At 72.6% G+C, this 16,340-nt stretch carries 16 protein-coding genes; 8 read left to right on the top strand and 8 right to left on the bottom strand.

Annotated features, from left to right (window positions below; genetic code table 11):
* Positions 1 to 11: 11 nt before the first annotated feature.
* The gene (otsB, locus tag O7635_RS00320; protein ID WP_278078375.1) at positions 12 to 2,585 is read right to left on the bottom strand and encodes a trehalose-phosphatase; all 2,574 of its coding nucleotides are present in this window, start codon (positions 2,583 to 2,585) and stop codon (positions 12 to 14) included.
* A complete protein-coding gene (locus tag O7635_RS00315; RefSeq protein WP_278078374.1) occupies positions 2,582 to 3,985 on the bottom strand; it encodes a trehalose-6-phosphate synthase in 1,404 nt (467 codons plus the stop codon). Before O7635_RS00315 ends, otsB begins: the two co-directional genes overlap by 4 nt.
* Before the next feature lie 156 nt (positions 3,986 to 4,141).
* Between O7635_RS00315 and O7635_RS00310 the strand changes: the two genes are divergently transcribed.
* The 5 genes from O7635_RS00310 to O7635_RS00290 all read left to right on the top strand — a co-directional run bounded on the left by O7635_RS00310 (position 4,142) and on the right by O7635_RS00290 (position 8,185).
* Complete coding sequence (locus O7635_RS00310) at positions 4,142 to 4,633, top strand: hypothetical protein (protein WP_278078373.1); 492 nt, start codon at positions 4,142 to 4,144, stop codon at positions 4,631 to 4,633.
* A gap of 102 nt (positions 4,634 to 4,735) precedes the next feature.
* The gene (ettA, locus tag O7635_RS00305) at positions 4,736 to 6,412 is read left to right on the top strand and encodes an energy-dependent translational throttle protein EttA (protein ID WP_278078372.1); all 1,677 of its coding nucleotides are present in this window, start codon (positions 4,736 to 4,738) and stop codon (positions 6,410 to 6,412) included.
* 4 nt (positions 6,413 to 6,416) lie between these two features.
* On the top strand, positions 6,417 to 6,821 hold the full coding sequence (locus O7635_RS00300) for a thioesterase family protein (protein ID WP_347405252.1): 405 nt from the start codon (positions 6,417 to 6,419) through the stop codon (positions 6,819 to 6,821).
* Positions 6,818 to 7,465: a hypothetical protein gene (locus O7635_RS00295; protein ID WP_278078371.1), complete on the top strand. Its 648-nt coding sequence runs from the start codon at positions 6,818 to 6,820 to the stop codon at positions 7,463 to 7,465. The genes O7635_RS00300 and O7635_RS00295 overlap by 4 nt, the downstream gene beginning before the upstream one ends.
* 129 nt (positions 7,466 to 7,594) lie before the next feature.
* Positions 7,595 to 8,185 (top strand): YbjN domain-containing protein, encoded by a 591-nt coding sequence (locus tag O7635_RS00290; protein WP_278078370.1) that lies wholly within the window; start codon positions 7,595 to 7,597, stop codon positions 8,183 to 8,185.
* Positions 8,186 to 8,827: 642 nt separating this feature from the next.
* Here the strand turns inward: O7635_RS00290 and O7635_RS00285 are convergent.
* The 5 genes from O7635_RS00285 to O7635_RS00265 form a co-directional block, all read right to left on the bottom strand.
* On the bottom strand, positions 8,828 to 10,084 hold the full coding sequence (locus tag O7635_RS00285) for a PKD domain containing protein (RefSeq protein ID WP_278078369.1): 1,257 nt from the start codon (positions 10,082 to 10,084) through the stop codon (positions 8,828 to 8,830).
* 71 nt (positions 10,085 to 10,155) lie between these two features.
* Positions 10,156 to 10,581, bottom strand: a complete 426-nt coding sequence (locus tag O7635_RS00280) for a globin (RefSeq protein ID WP_278078368.1) — start codon at positions 10,579 to 10,581, stop codon at positions 10,156 to 10,158.
* A gap of 54 nt (positions 10,582 to 10,635) precedes the next feature.
* The gene (locus O7635_RS00275; RefSeq protein ID WP_278085333.1) at positions 10,636 to 11,031 is read right to left on the bottom strand and encodes a DUF5130 family protein; all 396 of its coding nucleotides are present in this window, start codon (positions 11,029 to 11,031) and stop codon (positions 10,636 to 10,638) included.
* A gap of 73 nt (positions 11,032 to 11,104) precedes the next feature.
* Positions 11,105 to 11,416, bottom strand: coding sequence for a hypothetical protein (locus O7635_RS00270; RefSeq protein ID WP_347405328.1), 312 nt, complete (start codon positions 11,414 to 11,416; stop codon positions 11,105 to 11,107).
* A 46-nt stretch (positions 11,417 to 11,462) separates the two neighbouring features.
* Positions 11,463 to 12,905: an amidase gene (locus O7635_RS00265; RefSeq protein ID WP_278078367.1), complete on the bottom strand. Its 1,443-nt coding sequence runs from the start codon at positions 12,903 to 12,905 to the stop codon at positions 11,463 to 11,465.
* Here O7635_RS00265 and O7635_RS00260 point away from each other — a divergent pair.
* The 3 genes from O7635_RS00260 to O7635_RS00250 all read left to right on the top strand — a co-directional run bounded on the left by O7635_RS00260 (position 12,904) and on the right by O7635_RS00250 (position 15,734).
* Positions 12,904 to 14,187: an aminotransferase class V-fold PLP-dependent enzyme gene (locus O7635_RS00260; RefSeq protein ID WP_278078366.1), complete on the top strand. Its 1,284-nt coding sequence runs from the start codon at positions 12,904 to 12,906 to the stop codon at positions 14,185 to 14,187. The genes O7635_RS00265 and O7635_RS00260 overlap by 2 nt on opposite strands.
* A gap of 72 nt (positions 14,188 to 14,259) precedes the next feature.
* Positions 14,260 to 14,853 (top strand): hypothetical protein, encoded by a 594-nt coding sequence (locus O7635_RS00255; RefSeq protein WP_278078365.1) that lies wholly within the window; start codon positions 14,260 to 14,262, stop codon positions 14,851 to 14,853.
* Between the two features lie 5 nt (positions 14,854 to 14,858).
* Positions 14,859 to 15,734, top strand: coding sequence for a class F sortase (locus tag O7635_RS00250; RefSeq protein WP_278078364.1), 876 nt, complete (start codon positions 14,859 to 14,861; stop codon positions 15,732 to 15,734).
* Here O7635_RS00250 and O7635_RS00245 read toward each other — a convergent pair.
* The gene (locus O7635_RS00245) at positions 15,731 to 16,276 is read right to left on the bottom strand and encodes an HNH endonuclease (protein WP_278078363.1); all 546 of its coding nucleotides are present in this window, start codon (positions 16,274 to 16,276) and stop codon (positions 15,731 to 15,733) included. The genes O7635_RS00250 and O7635_RS00245 overlap by 4 nt on opposite strands.
* Positions 16,277 to 16,340 lie beyond the last annotated feature (64 nt).

Here is a 16,340-nt window from a genome sequence, read left to right as displayed (position 1 = left end):
CGTTCCTTGCCCTAAGGCTTGACGAGCCCCGAGAGCAACAGCGCGCAGCGGATGAGCCCCAAATGGCTGTACGCCTGCGGGTGGTTGCCCAGCCCGCGCTCGGCCAGCGGGTCGTACTGCTCCGGCAGCAGCCCCGTCGGGCCCGCCGTCGCGACCATCTGCTCGAACAGCTCCTCGGCGTCGGCCCGGCGCCCGGTGCGCAGGTAGGCCTCCACCAGCCACGCGGTGCAGATGTGGAAGCCGCCCTCGCGGCCGGGCAGGCCGTCGTCCCAGCGGTAGCGGTAGACGACCGGGCCGCTGCGCAGGTCGGCCTCGACCTTGAGCACCGTGGCGAGGAACCGCGGGTCGTCGTCGGCCAGCAGACCGGACAGGCCGATCCAGAGTGACGACGCGTCCATCTCCTCGTCGCCGTAGGCCACCGTGTAGGCGCCCGCGTGCTCGTGCCAGCCGTGCTCCAGCACGTTGTGGCCGATCCGGTCGCGCAGCGCCACCCAGTCCGGCCGGTCCTGACCGGCGTGCTTGCGCACGACGTGCAGCGCCCGGTCGACGGTCATCCAGCACATGACCTTGGAGTAGACGTGGTGCCGCGGCTGGAGACGGGCCTCCCACAGGCCGTGGTCGGGCTCGTGCCAGCGGCGCTCGACCGCCTGCACCATCGCATCCAGGACCCGCCACTCCTCCTCGCGGACCGAGCCGCGGGCGTCCGCGACGGCGGCCAGCAGGTCGGCGACGGGACCGAAGACGTCGAGCTGGAGCTGGTGGTTGGCGAGGTTGCCGACCCGCACGGGACGCGATCCCGCGTACCCGGGCAGGGTGTCGATCACCGCCTCCGCGCCCAGCTCGTAGCCCTCGACCGTGTAGAGCGGGTGGAGCCGCTCCGGGTGGCCGCCGGTGCGCTCGACGCAACCGTCGACCCAGCGCAGCAGCCCCTCGGCCTCGTCGAGTGAGCCCAGGTCGACCAGGGCCCGCGCGGTCATCGCGGCGTCGCGCAGCCAGCAGTAGCGGTAGTCCCAGTTGCGGACGCCGCCCAGCTCCTCGGGCAGCGAGGTGGTCGCGGCGGCCAGGATCGCGCCGGTCGGCTCGTGGCACAGGCCCTTGAGCGTGAGCGCGCTGCGGGCCACCAGCTCCCGGCCCTCGGGCGGGAGGCGCAGGCCGCGTACCCAGGCCTTCCATGGGTCTTCGGCCGATTCCTGCCGGTCGGCGGCGGGCGCCGGGTGCGACTGCAGGCTGCTGGTGCCGAACCGCAGCTCCAGCAGCTGCTCGCCGTCCACGGCGGCCAGGTCGACGGTGGCCCGGGCGGTGTCGTAGCCGCCGTCCGCGCTGATCTCCCACCGGACGCCGGGGGAGTGGAGGGCGACCGGCTCGTTGGAGCCCAGCACCAGCAGGCCGTCGCCGAGCGCCTGGAGCCGCACCTGGACCTGGCCGAACTCGGGTCGCGGCGCGAACTCGAGGCTGACCTTGGCGTTGCCGGTCAGCCGCCGCACCAGGACGGAGCCGCCCTCGGTGGTGGAACGGTCGAGCCAGTCGGTGACCGTCAGGCCCGACCAGCGGGTCTCCACGGTCATCGTGCCGGGCCGGTAGCGCTGGCCCAGCGGCAGGCCGCCGCGCTCCGGCGCCACCGTGAAGTGGCCGGCCGGGGTGCCGCCGAGCAGGTCGGCGAAGATCGCCGACGAGTCCGGCCGCGGGTGGCACAGCCACGTCACTTTGGCCTCGGGCGTGACCAGCGCGACCGTCTCGCCGTTGGAGATCATCGAGTGCCGCTCGATCGGCACCGCCCGCTCGCCGAACAGCCAGTGCTGCCGGGTCTGCAGCAGCAGCCCGAGCAGCCGGGCCGCCTCGATCGGCTCGGCCACCCGGTGACCGGCCTTCGTCTCGCCCGGGCCGATCTTCACGCCGACGTCGGGGCCGTGCAGGTTGGCGAACGCGTTCTCGTCGGTGATGTCGTCGCCGATGAACAGCACGGCGCTGGCCGACAGGGAGGTGCGGAGCTGGTCGACCGCGGTGCCCTTGTGGGTCGGCACCACGGACAGCTCGATCACCTCTTTGCCGTGCGTGACGGTGACCTCCGGCCAGGTGCCCGGCCCCGCCGCCACGCGCGCCTTGACCTCGTCGGCGACCGGCGGCTCCGCGGTGCGGTAGTGCACGGCGACGCTGGCCGGCTTGTTCTCCAGGCGTACGCCCGGCTTGCCCGCCACGATCTCGCGCAGCGCCACCTGCAGCCGGGTGCGCACCTCGACCAGCTCGGGCGTCAGCCGCTCGACGAAGCCGATGTCGAACTCCGAGCCGTGGCTGCCGACCAGGTGCACCTCGCTCGGCAGCCGCGACAGCGTGGCCAGGTCACGCAGCGCGCGCCCGGACACCACGGCCACGGTGGTCTGCGGCAGCGCCGCCAGGGCGCGGACCGCCGCCACGCTCTCCGGCAGGGGCACCGCCTGGGTCGGGTCGGCCACGATCGGGGCCAGCGTGCCGTCGTAGTCGCACGCGATCAGGAGCTGCGGAACCCGCGCGATCCGGCCGATGGCCGCGCGGAGCTCCGGGTCGATCTGGCCGGCGGCCTTCTGATCGACCTCGACCAGGTTGGTCACGCGGCCTCCACGTCAGGCACGCCGAGCTCGTTGAGGAACGACCGGGCCCAATGACCGACATCGTGCGTACGCAGGTGTCGCTGCATCAGGCGCATCCGGCGCCTGGCCTCCGGGTGCTCGACGTGCACCGCGCGCAGCAGCGCCTCCTTGACCCCGTCGGGGTCGTGCGGGTTGCACAGGAACGCCTGTCGCAGTTCCGTGGCGGCGCCGGCGAACTCGCTCAGCACCAGCGCCCCACCCGTGTCGGCGCGCGCCGCCACGTATTCCTTCGCCACCAAATTCATCCCGTCTCGCAGCGGCGTCACCATCATGACGTCGGCCGCGCAGTAGAGCGCGGCCAACTCGGTGCGACTGTACGACTGGTGAAGGTAGTGGACGGCCGGAACGCCGACGCGACCGAACTCCCCGTTGATCCGGCCGACCTCGCGCTCGACCTTGACCCGCAGGGTCTGGTAGTGCTCGACCCGCTCCCGGCTCGGCGTGGCGACCTGCACCATGACCGCCTCGGGCACGCTGAGCTTGCCGTCGGAGAGCAGCTCGCGGAAGGCCTTGAGGCGCAGCTCGATGCCCTTGGTGTAGTCGAGCCGGTCGACGCCGAGGATCACGGTCTTCGGGTCGCCCAGCTCGCCGCGGATCTGCTTGGCCCGGTTCTGCACGGCCGGGTCGGCGGCCATCCGCTCCATCTCGGCCACGTCGATCGAGATCGGGAACGCCCCGGCCTTGACCGGCCGGCCGTCGACGTCGATGACCTGGCCCTCGTAGCGCAGGCCGAGCAGGTGCCGGGCGAGCCGCACGAAGTTCTGCGCCGCGAGCCGCTGCTGGAAGCCGATCAGGTCGGCGCCGAGCAGGCCGCGCAGGATCTCGGCGCGGAACGGCATCTGCATGAACAGCTCGATCGGCGGGAACGGGATGTGCAGGAAGAAGCCGATCTTGAGGTCGGGCCGCCGCTCCCGCAGCATCGCCGGGACCAGCTGGAGCTGGTAGTCCTGGACCCAGACCGTCGCGCCCTCGGCGGCGACCTCGGCCGCGGCCTCCGCGAACCGGGCGTTGACCTGGCGGTAGGACTCGCGCCAGCGGCGCTTGAAGACCGGCGTCTCGACCGCGTCGTGATAGAGCGGCCAGATCGTGGCGTTGGACATGCCCTCGTAGTAGCGCTCGAGGTCGAGCGCGGTCAGCGGCACCGGGTGGATGTGGATGCCCTCGAGGTCGAACGGCTCGGGCGCCTCCTCGCTGGTGCCGCCCGCCCACCCGACCCAGGTGCCCTTGTGTTCCGCCAACACCGGGTGCAACGCCGTCACCAGCCCGCCGGGGCTGCGCCGCCACTGCCGCCCCTCGTCGGTGGTCACCTCGTCAACCGGTAGCCGGTTCGCTACGACGACAAAAGAGCTACGAACCGTCACTCTCCGCACACCTCCGGTGATCACGGGTCCGCCGTCGAGCCTACCTTCGTGGCGTTGCGGCGCTCACGGGCCTGGCCGACCCCGATAAACGGGATACCCGTACTCCCGGGTAATGATCCTTCCGTTCGGTTGCTCTTGGATGACAGGCTCGTAGGCGTGTCGAAACCACGCGTCGGGGCCTTCCTGGTCGCGCTGCTGCTGCTCGCGGTGATCGGCGCGGCGGTCGGCTGGATCGCGGGGGTACGGGTGGCCGACGCGCGCGATTCGGCGACCGGCACGCGGGAGCCTGACCCGCCGCGGGGTGATCCATGCCCGTCGGCGGCGGAGTCGGCCGCGGCGGAGGCCGGTTCGCCCGGCGGCCTGGTGGAGATCCTCTACATCCGCACCGAGGACGATCGGCAGGTCTGGATCTGCCGCGACACGGCGGGCACGATCTTCTACCAGGGCTACGTGGGCCCGATCGGCGGCGACCTGCGCCCGGGCGAGAACGCCCTGTTCCTGACGACGGTCGAGAACACCGACGACGGCTACCTGGCCACCAACGAAACGGACGACGGGCGCACGACCTACCACGTCACCAGCACGGCCCTGACCCAGTCGAACGACGGCAACCAGTCGACCTACGAGGTGGTCGAGCGGCGGCCTTAGCCAGGACGGGCTGGGGTGATGTGGGCGTTCGGCTGGTCACCTGTCAGGATTGACGATGGCGTTCTGCCGGTATCGACCAATGACACGGAGGTAGGCCGCACCGTGGCCCAGTACATCTACGTCCTGGAAAAGGCGCGCAAGGCGCACGGCGACAAGGTCGTGCTCGACAACGTGACGCTCAGTTTCCTGCCGGGCGCCAAGATCGGGGTCGTCGGTCCCAACGGCGCCGGTAAGTCCAGCCTGCTCAAGATCATGGCTGGGCTCGACCAGGCCAGCAACGGCGAGGCGCGGCTGATGCCGGGCTACACCGTCGGCATGCTGGCGCAGGAGCCGCCGCTCAACGACGCGAAGACCGTGCTCGGCAACATCGAGGAGGCGGTCACCGAGACCAAGAGCAAGCTGGAGCGGTTCAACAAGATCGCCGAGCAGATGGCGACGGACTACTCCGACGAGCTGATGGAGGAGATGGGCAAGCTCCAGGAGGAGCTCGACCACGCCGACGCGTGGGACATCGACTCCAAGCTCGAGCTGGCCATGGACGCGCTGCGCTGCCCGCCGCCGGACGCCGACGTGACCACGCTCTCCGGTGGTGAGCGCCGCCGGGTCGCGCTGTGCAAGCTGCTGCTCGAGGCGCCCGACCTGCTGCTGCTCGACGAGCCCACCAACCACCTCGACGCCGAGAGCGTGCAGTGGCTGGAGCAGCACCTGGCCAAGTACGCGGGCACCGTCCTGGCGATCACCCACGACCGGTACTTCCTCGACAACGTGGCCGGCTGGATCCTCGAGCTCGACCGCGGTCGCGCGATCGGCTACGAGGGCAACTACTCGACGTACCTCGAGAAGAAGGCGGCCCGGCTCGCGGTCGAGGGGCGCAAGGACGCCAAGATGAAGAAGCGCCTATCCGAGGAGCTCGAGTGGGTGCGGTCCAACGCCAAGGCGCGGCAGACCAAGTCGCGCGCCCGGCTCGACCGCTACGAGGAGATGGCCACCGAGGCCGAGAAGACCCGCAAGCTCGACTTCGAGGAGATCCAGATCCCGCCGGGCCCGCGCCTGGGCAACACGGTGATCGAGGCCAAGGAGCTGACCAAGGGCTTCGGCGACCGTACGCTCATCTCCAACCTCTCGTTCTCGCTGCCGCGCAACGGCATCGTGGGCATCATCGGCCCGAACGGCGTCGGCAAGACCACGCTGTTCAAGACCATCGTGGGCATGGAGGAGCCGACCGCCGGCTCGGTGAAGGTCGGCGACACGGTGTCGCTGTCCTACGTCGACCAGAACCGCGAGGGCCTCAACGGTGACAAGACGGTCTGGGAGGTCGTCTCCGACGGGCTCGACCACCTGATGGTCGGCAAGGTCGAGATGCCGTCCCGGGCGTACGTCGCCGCCTTCGGTTTCAAGGGTCCCGACCAGCAGAAGCCGACCAAGGTGCTGTCCGGTGGCGAGCGCAACCGGCTCAACCTCGCGCTGACGCTGAAGATCGGCGGCAACGTGATCCTGCTCGACGAGCCGACCAACGACCTCGACGTCGAGACGCTCTCCTCGCTGGAGAACGCGCTGCTGGAGTTCCCCGGCTGCGCCGTGGTCATCTCGCACGACCGGATGTTCCTCGACCGCGTGGCGACGCACATCCTGGCCTGGGAGGGCGACGAGGAGAACCCGTCGAAGTGGTTCTGGTTCGAGGGCAACTTCGAGGCGTACGAGAAGAACAAGATCGACCGGCTCGGCGCCGAGGCCGCCCGGCCGCATCGGGTGACGTACCGCAAGCTGACCCGCGACTGACGTCGTGGCCAGGTTCGTCTACGAGGCCGCACTGCGCTGGTCCGACATGGACGTCTACGGGCACGTGAACAACGCGCGCTTCCTCACGCTCTACGAGGAGGCGCGCGTTGCCCTGATGTTCGTGGCGGCGCGCGAGCACGGCCTGACGACACTGGAGGAGGGCGTGGTCATCTCGCGGCACGAGATCGACTACCTGCGCCCGGTCGACTACGGCGACGCGGTGCGGATCGAGATGTGGGTCGAGGAGATCCGGCCGTCCCGGTTCGTGATCGGCTACGAGCTGTTCGACGACGGCCTGGTCGCCAGCCGGGCGCGGTCGGTGTGCGTGCCGTTCGACCTGGCCGCGGCCCGGCCCCGTCGCCTCTCGGCGGAGGAGCGCGAGTTCCTGTCGCCGTTCGGGCCGTCATGACGCACGGTCTCGCGGCTCGCACCGACGTGGGCGCGTTCCTGAGCCGGCTGGTCCGGCTCGACGCGGCGACGGTGGTCCGGCTGCGTCCCGCCGACGGGCATGTCCAGCTCTGGGCGCCGCTGCCGTGGGGGGTGCTGGTCGGCCGGTCCGTGGCCGGTGGCGCGGCCGCCGACGCCACCGTGTCGGCCGCGGCCCTGTTCGAGGAGGTCGCCCGGGGCGGCGCCAACCTGCCGCCGCGGCGGGACGCCGACTGGCGCTGGCCGCTGCCGCCGGCCTCCGGTGGCCAGGTCGTGGAGTCCGTACCGGCCGACGAGATCCGCCGGGTCGCCGCCGCCGCGGCCGGCACGCTGCGCACCGCGACCCGCGAGGGCGTGGGCGGCCGGGCGGTCGGCCAGCGGGCGCTGCGGGACGCGCTGCTCGACCACGTGGCGATCGTCGTCAAAGCCGAACAGTCCACCGTCGATGTGTCGCAACGGTTGATCCAGGCCGTCGTTCGGATGGGCTTTCTCGGCGACTCGACCGAATCGATCGACGTACGTATATCCGGGAGATGGATCGGCCTCTCTGCACCCTTCGGGGTCGCGTGGCTACCGCCCGTCCAGCAATTCCTCCTAAAACCGGCATCGCCTCGTACTTTCGGCTGATCCACGGACGGCCGTTCGGGTCCGGCCTGGCGTTGGGGGGATGCCCTCCGCCGACCTTCCGGGTACCGTCACCCCGGGTCCCACGCAACGTACGCGGACGGATTCGCTGGGGAGTGAGGTGCGCGAGCGATGCCTTGGTGGTCATGGCGTCCCGGCCACGCCGGTGGGGTTGAGTCCGAGCTTCGGGCCGAGGATGGCATCGTCCGATTGGGAGTGCCACCGCAACGCGATCCCAACGCGGTAGTGCTCGAGCCACTGGCCCAGTTGGCCGTGCCGCGGGAGACGTCCGACCGACCGGCGGCCGTCGAGCCGGTCACCCTCCGCCGCCTCGGCGACGCGCTCGACCTGCTCGACATCCGCTACCTGGCCGACGGCGACGGCAGCCTGCTGGCGATGTGGGAACGACACGCGGTGCTGTTCACCCTCGAAGGGCCGGAGGACGAGATCCTGGTGGTCCGCGCCCGTCCACACTCGACGGTCCCGCCGGACTGGGCCGACCGCGCCTACCGCGTCGTCAACGAGTGGAACCACACGCGCCGCTTCTGCAAGGCCTACGTGGGTGATCCGACGGAGCGGGGCCAGCTCCCCATCTACGCGGAGATCCAGGTCCCCCTGGGCGCCGGCGCCCACGACGCGCTCCTGGTCGAAATGCTCGACTGCGGCGCCGCCGTCTCCAGCACCTTCGTCGACTGGCTCCACGACGAAGGTGCGCTGCTCTAACCAGCCTCGCCGGGCCCGCCGTGGCCCTGCCTGCGCCTCCGCCGACGGCATCGCACGACACGCGACGACGTCACGCAAACCGATCCGCTCCATGGTGGGCGGTCTCCGCCGCGCCCGGCGGCCCCTCGACAGGCCGCGCCACCCCGGGCGGTCTGCGACGGCGGGCGGTCGCGCCGCCGGGCGGTCTGCGACGGCGGGCGGTCGCGCCGCCGGGCGGTCTGTGACGGCGGGTGGTCTGCGCCGCGCCGGGCGGTCTGTGACGGCGGGTGGTCTGCGCCGCGCCGGGCGGTCTGTGACGGCGGCCGCTCTTCGACGGCGGGCGGTCAGCGCCGCACTCCTCCGCGGCCTCCATTTGCGCCAACTGGCTGCGTCGGCGTGTCGGCACGGACAGGGCAGTGCTTCTCAGAGCCGACATGCTTTGGCATGTAGGCACATGCGAAAACATGTGTGCTCTCGATGACCCCTCCGCCCGCGGGACGACACGCCGATGCGGCGACACGCCCGTCGGGTGGTAGGAGGTGGGACCGGTCAACGCTCCGCACCCGTGCGCGGTGCGTCCCGGCCAGGTCCGCGGAGCGCGTCAGGCGCTCCAGCGCAGCGGCCGCCCGACCACGCAGTCCTCCCTCGGTCAGGCGCCGAGAGCTAGGCAAGTGGGAACATGCCGATGCGGCCGTGGTATTCGCCGCCCAGCTTGTCCGTGTCCGAGCCCACGTAGAGGCCCCACGAGGTGGCGACGATGGCGCGGGCGCCTACGCCGCGGGCGCGGGTCGGGTTCCAGGGCAGGGCCTTGCCGGTCTTCGGGTGGATGGCGCCGATGCCCGGGCGGTCGACCGCGCCCGGGCCCTTGGTCTTCTTGCCCTTGGGGTTGTCGAGCCACTGCTGGTGGCCGCCGACGTAGACCGCCGCGCCGGTCACCGACACCGAGAACAGCGTGTTGCCGCCCGTGTGGTTGACCCAGGTCGGGCGGTGGGCGCCGGCGCCGGCGCTCTCGAAGCGGGCCGCCGAGTCGCACATCTTGCCCGGGCCGGTCAGCGCGCCCGTGGTGACGGCTACGAAGTAGGAACCGTCAGGGGCGAAGTCGACGCCGCGCAGGTACGTGTCGAGCGAGGTGTCGCACTGCGACCGGTACGCGTCCGTGTGCCAGGACGTCACCACCGCCTTCGCGCCTGAGACGTCGAGCATCGCCAGCTGGTGCCGGGGTTGGCCGCCCGCGTGGGTGATCGCGCCGACCGCGACCAGGCGCCGGCCGTCGGGGGACAGGGCCATGTCCTCGACCCGGACGCGGGCCATCTCGGTGGCCTGCAGGCGGGCGTCGAATCCGGTGTCGACCTTCCCACTCAAGCCGTCCAGGCGGGCCAGCCCCGCCCGGTTCACGCCGTTGATCGCCGTGAACGGGCCGCCGGCGTACACCCGCTTGCCGTGCACCGCCAGGGTCCGCACGTCGCCCCAGTTGATCTCGGCCTTGAACGCCGGCACGCGGGCGCCGTTGGTCACCGAGACGCGGGCCAGGCCCCGGGAGCGGACGCCGTTGACCGAGCGGAACGCGCCGCCGACGTAGACGGTGTTGTCGGGGCCCGCCGCGAGCGCGTAGACCGCCCCGTCGACCGCGGGCGCGAAGGTCGAGCGCAGGGCGCCGCTCCTGGCGTCGAACGCGAACAGGTACGGGCGGCGCAGGGCGCGGTTGCCGGCGTCGTTGGCGACCGAGCTGAACGTGCCGCCGACCACCACCGTGTTGCCGACCACGGCGATCGCCCGGACGGTGCCGTCCAGCGCGTGCGGCGTGAAGTCGACGGGGTTCGACGACACGACGGTCTTGTGGGCGACGTCCGCGACGGCGGGCATGATGCCGGCTATCCCGGCAGCGAGCAGCACAGCGGCGGCGATCAGACGGCGGCGCATGCGAGCGGGGCTCCTCAGGTGAGGCGGCGATGGTCGTGCGGATCAACGACCGAGAGTGCCCCGCGACGCGTTTATGTCGGATTTGTCGCGCCGGGTCCGTCCATCGTATTGACCATGAAGTACGCGGCCCGCTCCAGGTAGTCCCAGAGCGTGCGCTGCTGGTCGTCGGGCAGGTCGAGCGACTCGACCGCGTCGCGCATGTGCCGCAGCCAGGCGTCGCGCTCCTCGGGCCCGACCCGGAACGGCGCGTGCCGCATGCGCAACCGGGGATGCCCGCGGCTGGCCGAATAGGTGTTGGGACCGCCCCAATACTGCATCAGGAACAACGTCAGTCGCTCCTCCGCCGGCCCCAGGTCTTCCTCCGGGTAGAGCGGCCGCAGCAGCGCGTCGTCGGCCACGCCCTCGTAGAACCGGGCCACGAGCTTGCGGAAGGTCGGCTCGCCGCCGACGAGCTCGAAGAACGTCGGCTGGGCGGGGTCGCGTCCGGGAGCAGTCACGCCCTCAATCCTGCCAGGCCCGTACGCGAGATCCGTTCACGCCCGACTGTGAGATCAGGCGCGGCCGGCGCGGGAGGCGAGCTGGTCGAGGCCGCTGATGATGCCGCCGGCCAGGTCGCCGCCACCGAACGCGGCCACCATCGACAGCGCGGCCAGCTTGGCGTCGCGGTCCGGGATGCGCCGGCGGGCGTCGCCGCCGGTGACCACCTCGAGCACGCGCTGGTTGGGGCTGACCGCGACCAGCACGGCCGACGCGACGTTGGGCAGCTGCTGGTGCATCCGCTCGGCGTGGTCGCGGACCGGCTCCTCCATCTCTCCGACGTAGACGGAGAAGGTCAGGCCGGTCGCCTGGTCGGCGGTCCGCAGCGCCTCGTCGAGGCGGAGCAGCTGACGGGTGCTGAAGGGCCCTTCGAGCACCTCCGGCTGACCGTAGCGGTCCTCCTCGATCAGCTCCGCGCGGTGCTGCGCGGCGTCGGACGGGGCCGGGTCGGGCTCGCGGGCCAGCAGCGGGCCGGGCTCGCGGTCACCAGCGGTCACTTGCGCCTCCAACCTTGCCCGCCGAGGCCGCGGACGGCACCGGCTCGATCGCGCCCGCCGGACCGCCGTAGGCGGAGCCCGCGGTGGTCAGCGCCCGGGTCTCGCCGGCCTCGATCATGTGCGAGTCCGGCTCCTCGGGCGCGTGGGAGAGCAGCTCCGGCGAGGAGAGGAACCAGACCGGCCGGAAGTCGTAGGGCCGGCCCGGCCGGTAACGCTTCGGGCGCGGGCCGCCGCCCGCGGCCGCCAGGCCCGCGATCACCAGTACGGCGGCCGCCGGTATGACGACGAAGTAGAGCACCGTCTCGGTAACTGACAACGCCAACGCCCCTTCAAGCCCAGCCGGCTCAGACGCCGTTCACGGTAGCGGAGGGCGCATCCGTCCAGATCGCCGGGTGGCGATCAACACGCCCGGCGAGCCGCTCCAGCTGTGCCGCGACGGCCAGCAGCCGCGCGTCGTCGCCGTAGCGCCCGCTCAACAGGACACCGACCGGGAGATCGTCGTCGGTCGCGCCCACCGGGACGGTCACCGAGGGTTGACCAGTCACGTTAAACACCGCGCAGTACGGCGAGAAGCGGCGCTGCCGGTCGAAGTCCTCGGCCGGTTCCGCCGCGGAGGTGAACCAGCCGACCGCGGCCTGCGGCGTCGCCAGCGGCGGGCAGAGCAGCAGGTCGTAAGCGGCCAGCCGGGCGAGCCCTTCGCGCACCCGGGTCTGCAGCTCGCCCAGCACCGCCATCAGCTGGCCGGCGCTCACCGTGGCGCCCCGGGCCCGCAGGTAGCCGGTCAGCGGCAGCAACGACGACTCCCGCTCCGGCGCGACCGGCGCCAGCGAGAGCACGTGCCAGATCGTCTCGAACAGCGGCCACATCGCCGGCGTCAACGGCGCCGCGACGTCGTCGACCTCGTGCCCCGCCCCGGCCAGCGCGGTCGCGGCGGCGTCCACGGCCGCCACGCAGGCCGGGTCGACCGGCGTGTCGACCAGCATCGGCGTGGTGAACCGGCCGATCCGCAGGCGGCCGGGCGCGGCCGTGCGTGCGGCGCCGAGATAACCGCCGCCGGGCGCGGGCGGCGCCAGGTAGGGCTCGCCGATCGTCGGCACCGCCATGGCGTCGAGGAAGGCCGCCGCGTCGGTCACCGTGCGGGCGAGCGCGCCGTGCGTGGGCAGGCCGAACCCGGCGAACCCGAGCGGGCCGCCGGAGACCACGCCCCGGCTGGGCTTGTAGCCGACCAGGCCGCAGATCGCCGCCGGGATCCGCACCGAGCCGCCGCCGTCGGAGCCCTGCGCGACCGACACCAGCCCCGCGGCCACCGCGGCCGCCGCCCCGCCGCTGGATCCACCGGCCGTGTTGCCCAGCCCCCACGGGTTGCGGGCCGGCGGCGCGACCGACGTCTCGGCGTAGCACGAGGCGCCCAGCTCCGACGTGGTCGTCTTGCCGAGCGACACCGTGCCGGCCGCGCGCAGGTAGGTCACCACGTCCGCGTCGACCGGCGGCACGAAGTCGGCGAACGCGGCCGAGCCGAACGTCGTGCGTACACCGGCGGTCATGGTCAGGTCCTTGATCGCGGTCGGCACGCCGTGCAGCGGGCCGCGCGCGTCCGGGGGAGCGGCGTCGAGCGTGGCCGCCTCGGCGCGGGCCTGGTCCGCGGTCACGGTCACGAAGGCGCCGACCCGGTCACCGAACGCGGCGATCCGCGTCAGGTAGTGCTCGACCAGCTCGGCGCTGGTCAGCTCGCCACGGGCGATCGCCGCGCCCTGGTCGAGCGCCGTCAGGTCGTGGAGGTCCGCCATGCCTCCCATCCTGCCCGGCTACGGTGGCGGCGTGCCCGTTGATCGCCTCACTCAGGCCCGCCGTCTCGACGACGAGGACCCGCTGGCCGCCTTCCGCGACGAGTTCGTCATCGCCGAGCCCGACCTGGTCTACCTCGACGGCAACTCGCTCGGGCGGCTGCCCAAGGCCACCCGGGAGCGGCTGCGCACGGTGGTCGACGAGGAGTGGGGCGTCGACCTGGTGCGCGGCTGGGACCGCTGGATCGCGCTGGCCCGCGAGGTCGGCGACACGCTGGCCGGCGGCCTGCTGGAGGCCGAGCCGGGCGAGGTGGTGCTCGGCGACTCGACCAGCGTCAACCTCTACAAGCTCGCGGTCGCCGCCTGCGACGCCCGCCCCGGCCGCGGCGTGATCGTCACCGACGACGACAACTTCCCGACCGACCGGTACGTGCTGGAGGGTGTGGCGGCCGCGCGCGGGATGACGCTGCGGGTGATCCCGTCCGACCTGGACACCGGCGTCACGCTGGCCGCCGTGCGGGCCGCGCTCGACGACGACGTCGCCCTGGTCGCGCTGTCGCATGTGGCCTACCGCTCGGGCGCCATCGCCGACCTGGCCGGCATCACCGCCGCCGTCCACGCGGCCGGCGCGCTGGCGCTCTGGGACCTCTGCCACTCGGCCGGCGCGATGCCGGCGCCGTTGCGGTCGGCCGGGGTGGACCTGGCGGTCGGCTGCACCTACAAGCACCTCAACTCGGGTCCCGGCGGCCCGGCGTTCCTGTTCGTGCGGCGGGAGCTGCAGGCCGAGCTGCGGCAGCCGATCTGGGGCTGGTTCGGGCAACGGGACCAGTTCGCGATGGGCCCGGCGTACGACCCGGCCCCGTCGGTCGACCGCTTCCTGGTGGGCACCCCGCCGGTGCTGGGCGGCTACGCGGCGCTCTGCGGCGTCCAGCTCTCGGCCGCCGCCGGCATCGACCGGATCTTCGCCAAGGGCACGGCGCTGGGAGACTTCGCGATCACGTTGTACGACGAGTGGCTCGCACCGCACGGCTTCGCGCTCGCGTCGCCCCGCGCGGGCCGCGGCGCGCACGTGACGCTGCACCACCCGGCCGCGTGGCAGGTCAGCCAGGCGCTGCGGGACGCGTCGGTGATCCCGGACTACCGCACCCCCGACCGGCTCCGGTTGGGCTTCGCGCCGCTCTACACCCGCTTCGTCGACGTGTACGAAGGCTTCCACCGCTTGCGCACGATCATGGAAGCCGAGTCCTGGCGGCGGTTTTCCGCGAATCGTTCTCGGGTTACCTGACCGTTTTCGCGGCTTTGGGCCGATAGGCGGGGTTATCGTCTCCCCAGGCGGAGGGGGGCTTTCGTGTCTGTCGTGTCGTTTGCCACGCTTGGGCGGGTCGTTGCCGTTGGGGCGGTCGCGGCCGCCGGGACCGTGATCATCGCCGGGGCGCTGGCCCAGGCGGACCCGCCCACCGAGCCGCCGCGCCAGCAGCAGGGCCAGGCCGAGCCGGGCCGCTCCGCGCCCCCGGGCGGCGGCCAGCCGGACGCCGGCGCCGCCCACGGCACCTGGATCGAGGTCAGCCCGAGCACCGTCCAGGCCGGCGAGCAGGTGTCGATCAAGGCGAGCTGCAAGGACCGGGTCGACGAGGCCAAGGCGCACTCCAAGGCGTTCGGCGAGGTCATGCTCGTGCCGCAGTGGGACGCCCTGGTCGGCGAGGCGACGGTGCCGTGGGGGACCCGCGAGGGTGACTACGAGGTGACGCTCACCTGCGTCAAGAGCGGCAAGGCGGAGACGAAGCTCCGGGTGATCGCACACTCCCGGCCGAGCCATGGCCCACACACCGGCGGCGGGGGTCTCGCGGGCTCCGGCGGTGACGGGACGGTCGCGCTGGTCGGTGGACTGGGCACGGTCGCGGCCGGCGCGGGTCTCGCGGTCGCGCTGCGCCGCCGCCGGCGACCGGCCTAGCGACCATGTCGGACTCGGCCGCTGATCCGCTCGGGCCGGACCGGCCCGACGAGGAGCGCATCCCGATCATCCGGGACCTGCTCCGGCTGCCGGGAGCGACCGCACCACCCCCACCGGCCCGCTCCGCCCCGCCGGCCTCACCCGCCTCACCGGCCCGCGTGCCGACCGCCGCCGGCCGGCCGGCCGCCGGCAAGCCGGCGCTTGGAACGGGCCGTTCCTATGCGGAAAGCGATGGCAACGGGCCGTTCCTAACGCCGCGGAGGCGGCGGGTGCTCGGCGTGCCGGGGGTGGTGACGCTGGTCCTGCTCGGGGTGTTCCTGACCGGTCTCGGGCTCGGGCAGGCGAGCGGCGGGTTCGCGCTGCCGGACTGGTTCGGGCCGGCCGACAAGCCGCCGCCGCGCGAGTTCCCGGTGCTGGAGGCCAGCCGGCCCACCCGGATCACGATCGCGGCCATCGGCGTCGACGCGCCCATCCACGACGTGGGTTTGGCCAAGGACGGCACGATCGAGGTGCCACCGGTCGACGAGCCCAACGAGACCGGCTGGTACGACGAGGGCCCGACCCCCGGTGAGTTCGGCCCCGCGGTGGTCGTCGGTCACGTCGACACGAAGACCGGGCCGGCGGTGTTCGCGAAGCTGTCCACCCTGGACCCGGGCGACACGGTCGAGGTGCGGCGGCGGGACGGCTCGGTGGCGGTGTTCGAGGTCAACTCGGTGGAGCGGTTCGACAAGTCGGCCGTGCCCGCCGACCGGCTGCACGGCGACTTCAGCCGGCCCGGGCTCCGGCTGATCACCTGTGGCGGGCGCTGGGTCGGCGGCGCGACCGGCTACGCCGACAACGTGGTCGTGTTCGCGTCGCTGGTCTCAGCGCACGATCTCTAAGCCGCGACCTCGGCGACCTCGGCGGCCGGCAGGTCGAGCCAGCTCGCCCAGCGCGGGTCGGGGGCGCGGTGGCCGAGCACCCGCCAGGCGACTCCTTTGGGGGCGGCCGGCTTGGTGTGCAGGCGCCAGCCCAGCTCGGCCGGGGTCTTGTCGCCCTTGCTGTGGTTGCACTTCGCGCACGCGGCGACGACGTTCTCCCAGGCGTGCCGGCCGCCCCGGCTGCGCGGGAAGACGTGGTCGATGGTCTCCGCGGGACCCTTGCAGTAGGCGCAGCGCCAGCCGTCGCGGGCGAATATCGCGCGGCGGGAGAGCCCGACGGTGGCCCGGTAGGGCACGCGCACGTAGCGGGTGAGCCGGACGACGGACGGGACCGGCAGCTCGTGGCGGACGCTGTGCAGGAACCCCTCGCCGTCGGCGACACAGACGGCCTTGGCGGACAGGACGAGAATCGCGGCTCTTCGCACTGACACGACGCACAGGGGCTCATAGGTGGCGTTCAGGACTAATACCCCGGAGCCCACGGTCGGTCGTATGTCAGGCATCCCGCTCACCCTCTCGGTCGTTTCTCGCCCGCTCCACAGGTCTGCGTGTGTGTGAGGCCGTGAG

It is taken from the genome of Asanoa sp. WMMD1127, assembly GCF_029626225.1.
In the GTDB taxonomy this organism is placed as follows: Bacteria; Actinomycetota; Actinomycetes; order Mycobacteriales; family Micromonosporaceae; genus Asanoa.
This window is presented reverse-complemented; position numbering and strand designations above follow the sequence as displayed.

Bases quoted from the DNA above. Each gene is read 5' to 3' on its own strand.
- O7635_RS00245 (WP_278078363.1), bottom strand. From the start codon at position 16,276: ATGCCTGACATACGACCGACCGTGGGCTCCGGGGTATTAGTCCTGAAC.
- O7635_RS00265 (WP_278078367.1), bottom strand. From the start codon at position 12,905: ATGGCGGACCTCCACGACCTGACGGCGCTCGACCAGGGCGCGGCGATC.
- O7635_RS00295 (WP_278078371.1), top strand. From the start codon at position 6,818: ATGACGCACGGTCTCGCGGCTCGCACCGACGTGGGCGCGTTCCTGAGC.
- O7635_RS00290 (WP_278078370.1), top strand. From the start codon at position 7,595: ATGCCTTGGTGGTCATGGCGTCCCGGCCACGCCGGTGGGGTTGAGTCC.
- O7635_RS00250 (WP_278078364.1), top strand. From the start codon at position 14,859: ATGTCGGACTCGGCCGCTGATCCGCTCGGGCCGGACCGGCCCGACGAG.
- O7635_RS00260 (WP_278078366.1), top strand. From the start codon at position 12,904: ATGCCTCCCATCCTGCCCGGCTACGGTGGCGGCGTGCCCGTTGATCGC.
- O7635_RS00285 (WP_278078369.1), bottom strand. From the start codon at position 10,084: ATGCGCCGCCGTCTGATCGCCGCCGCTGTGCTGCTCGCTGCCGGGATA.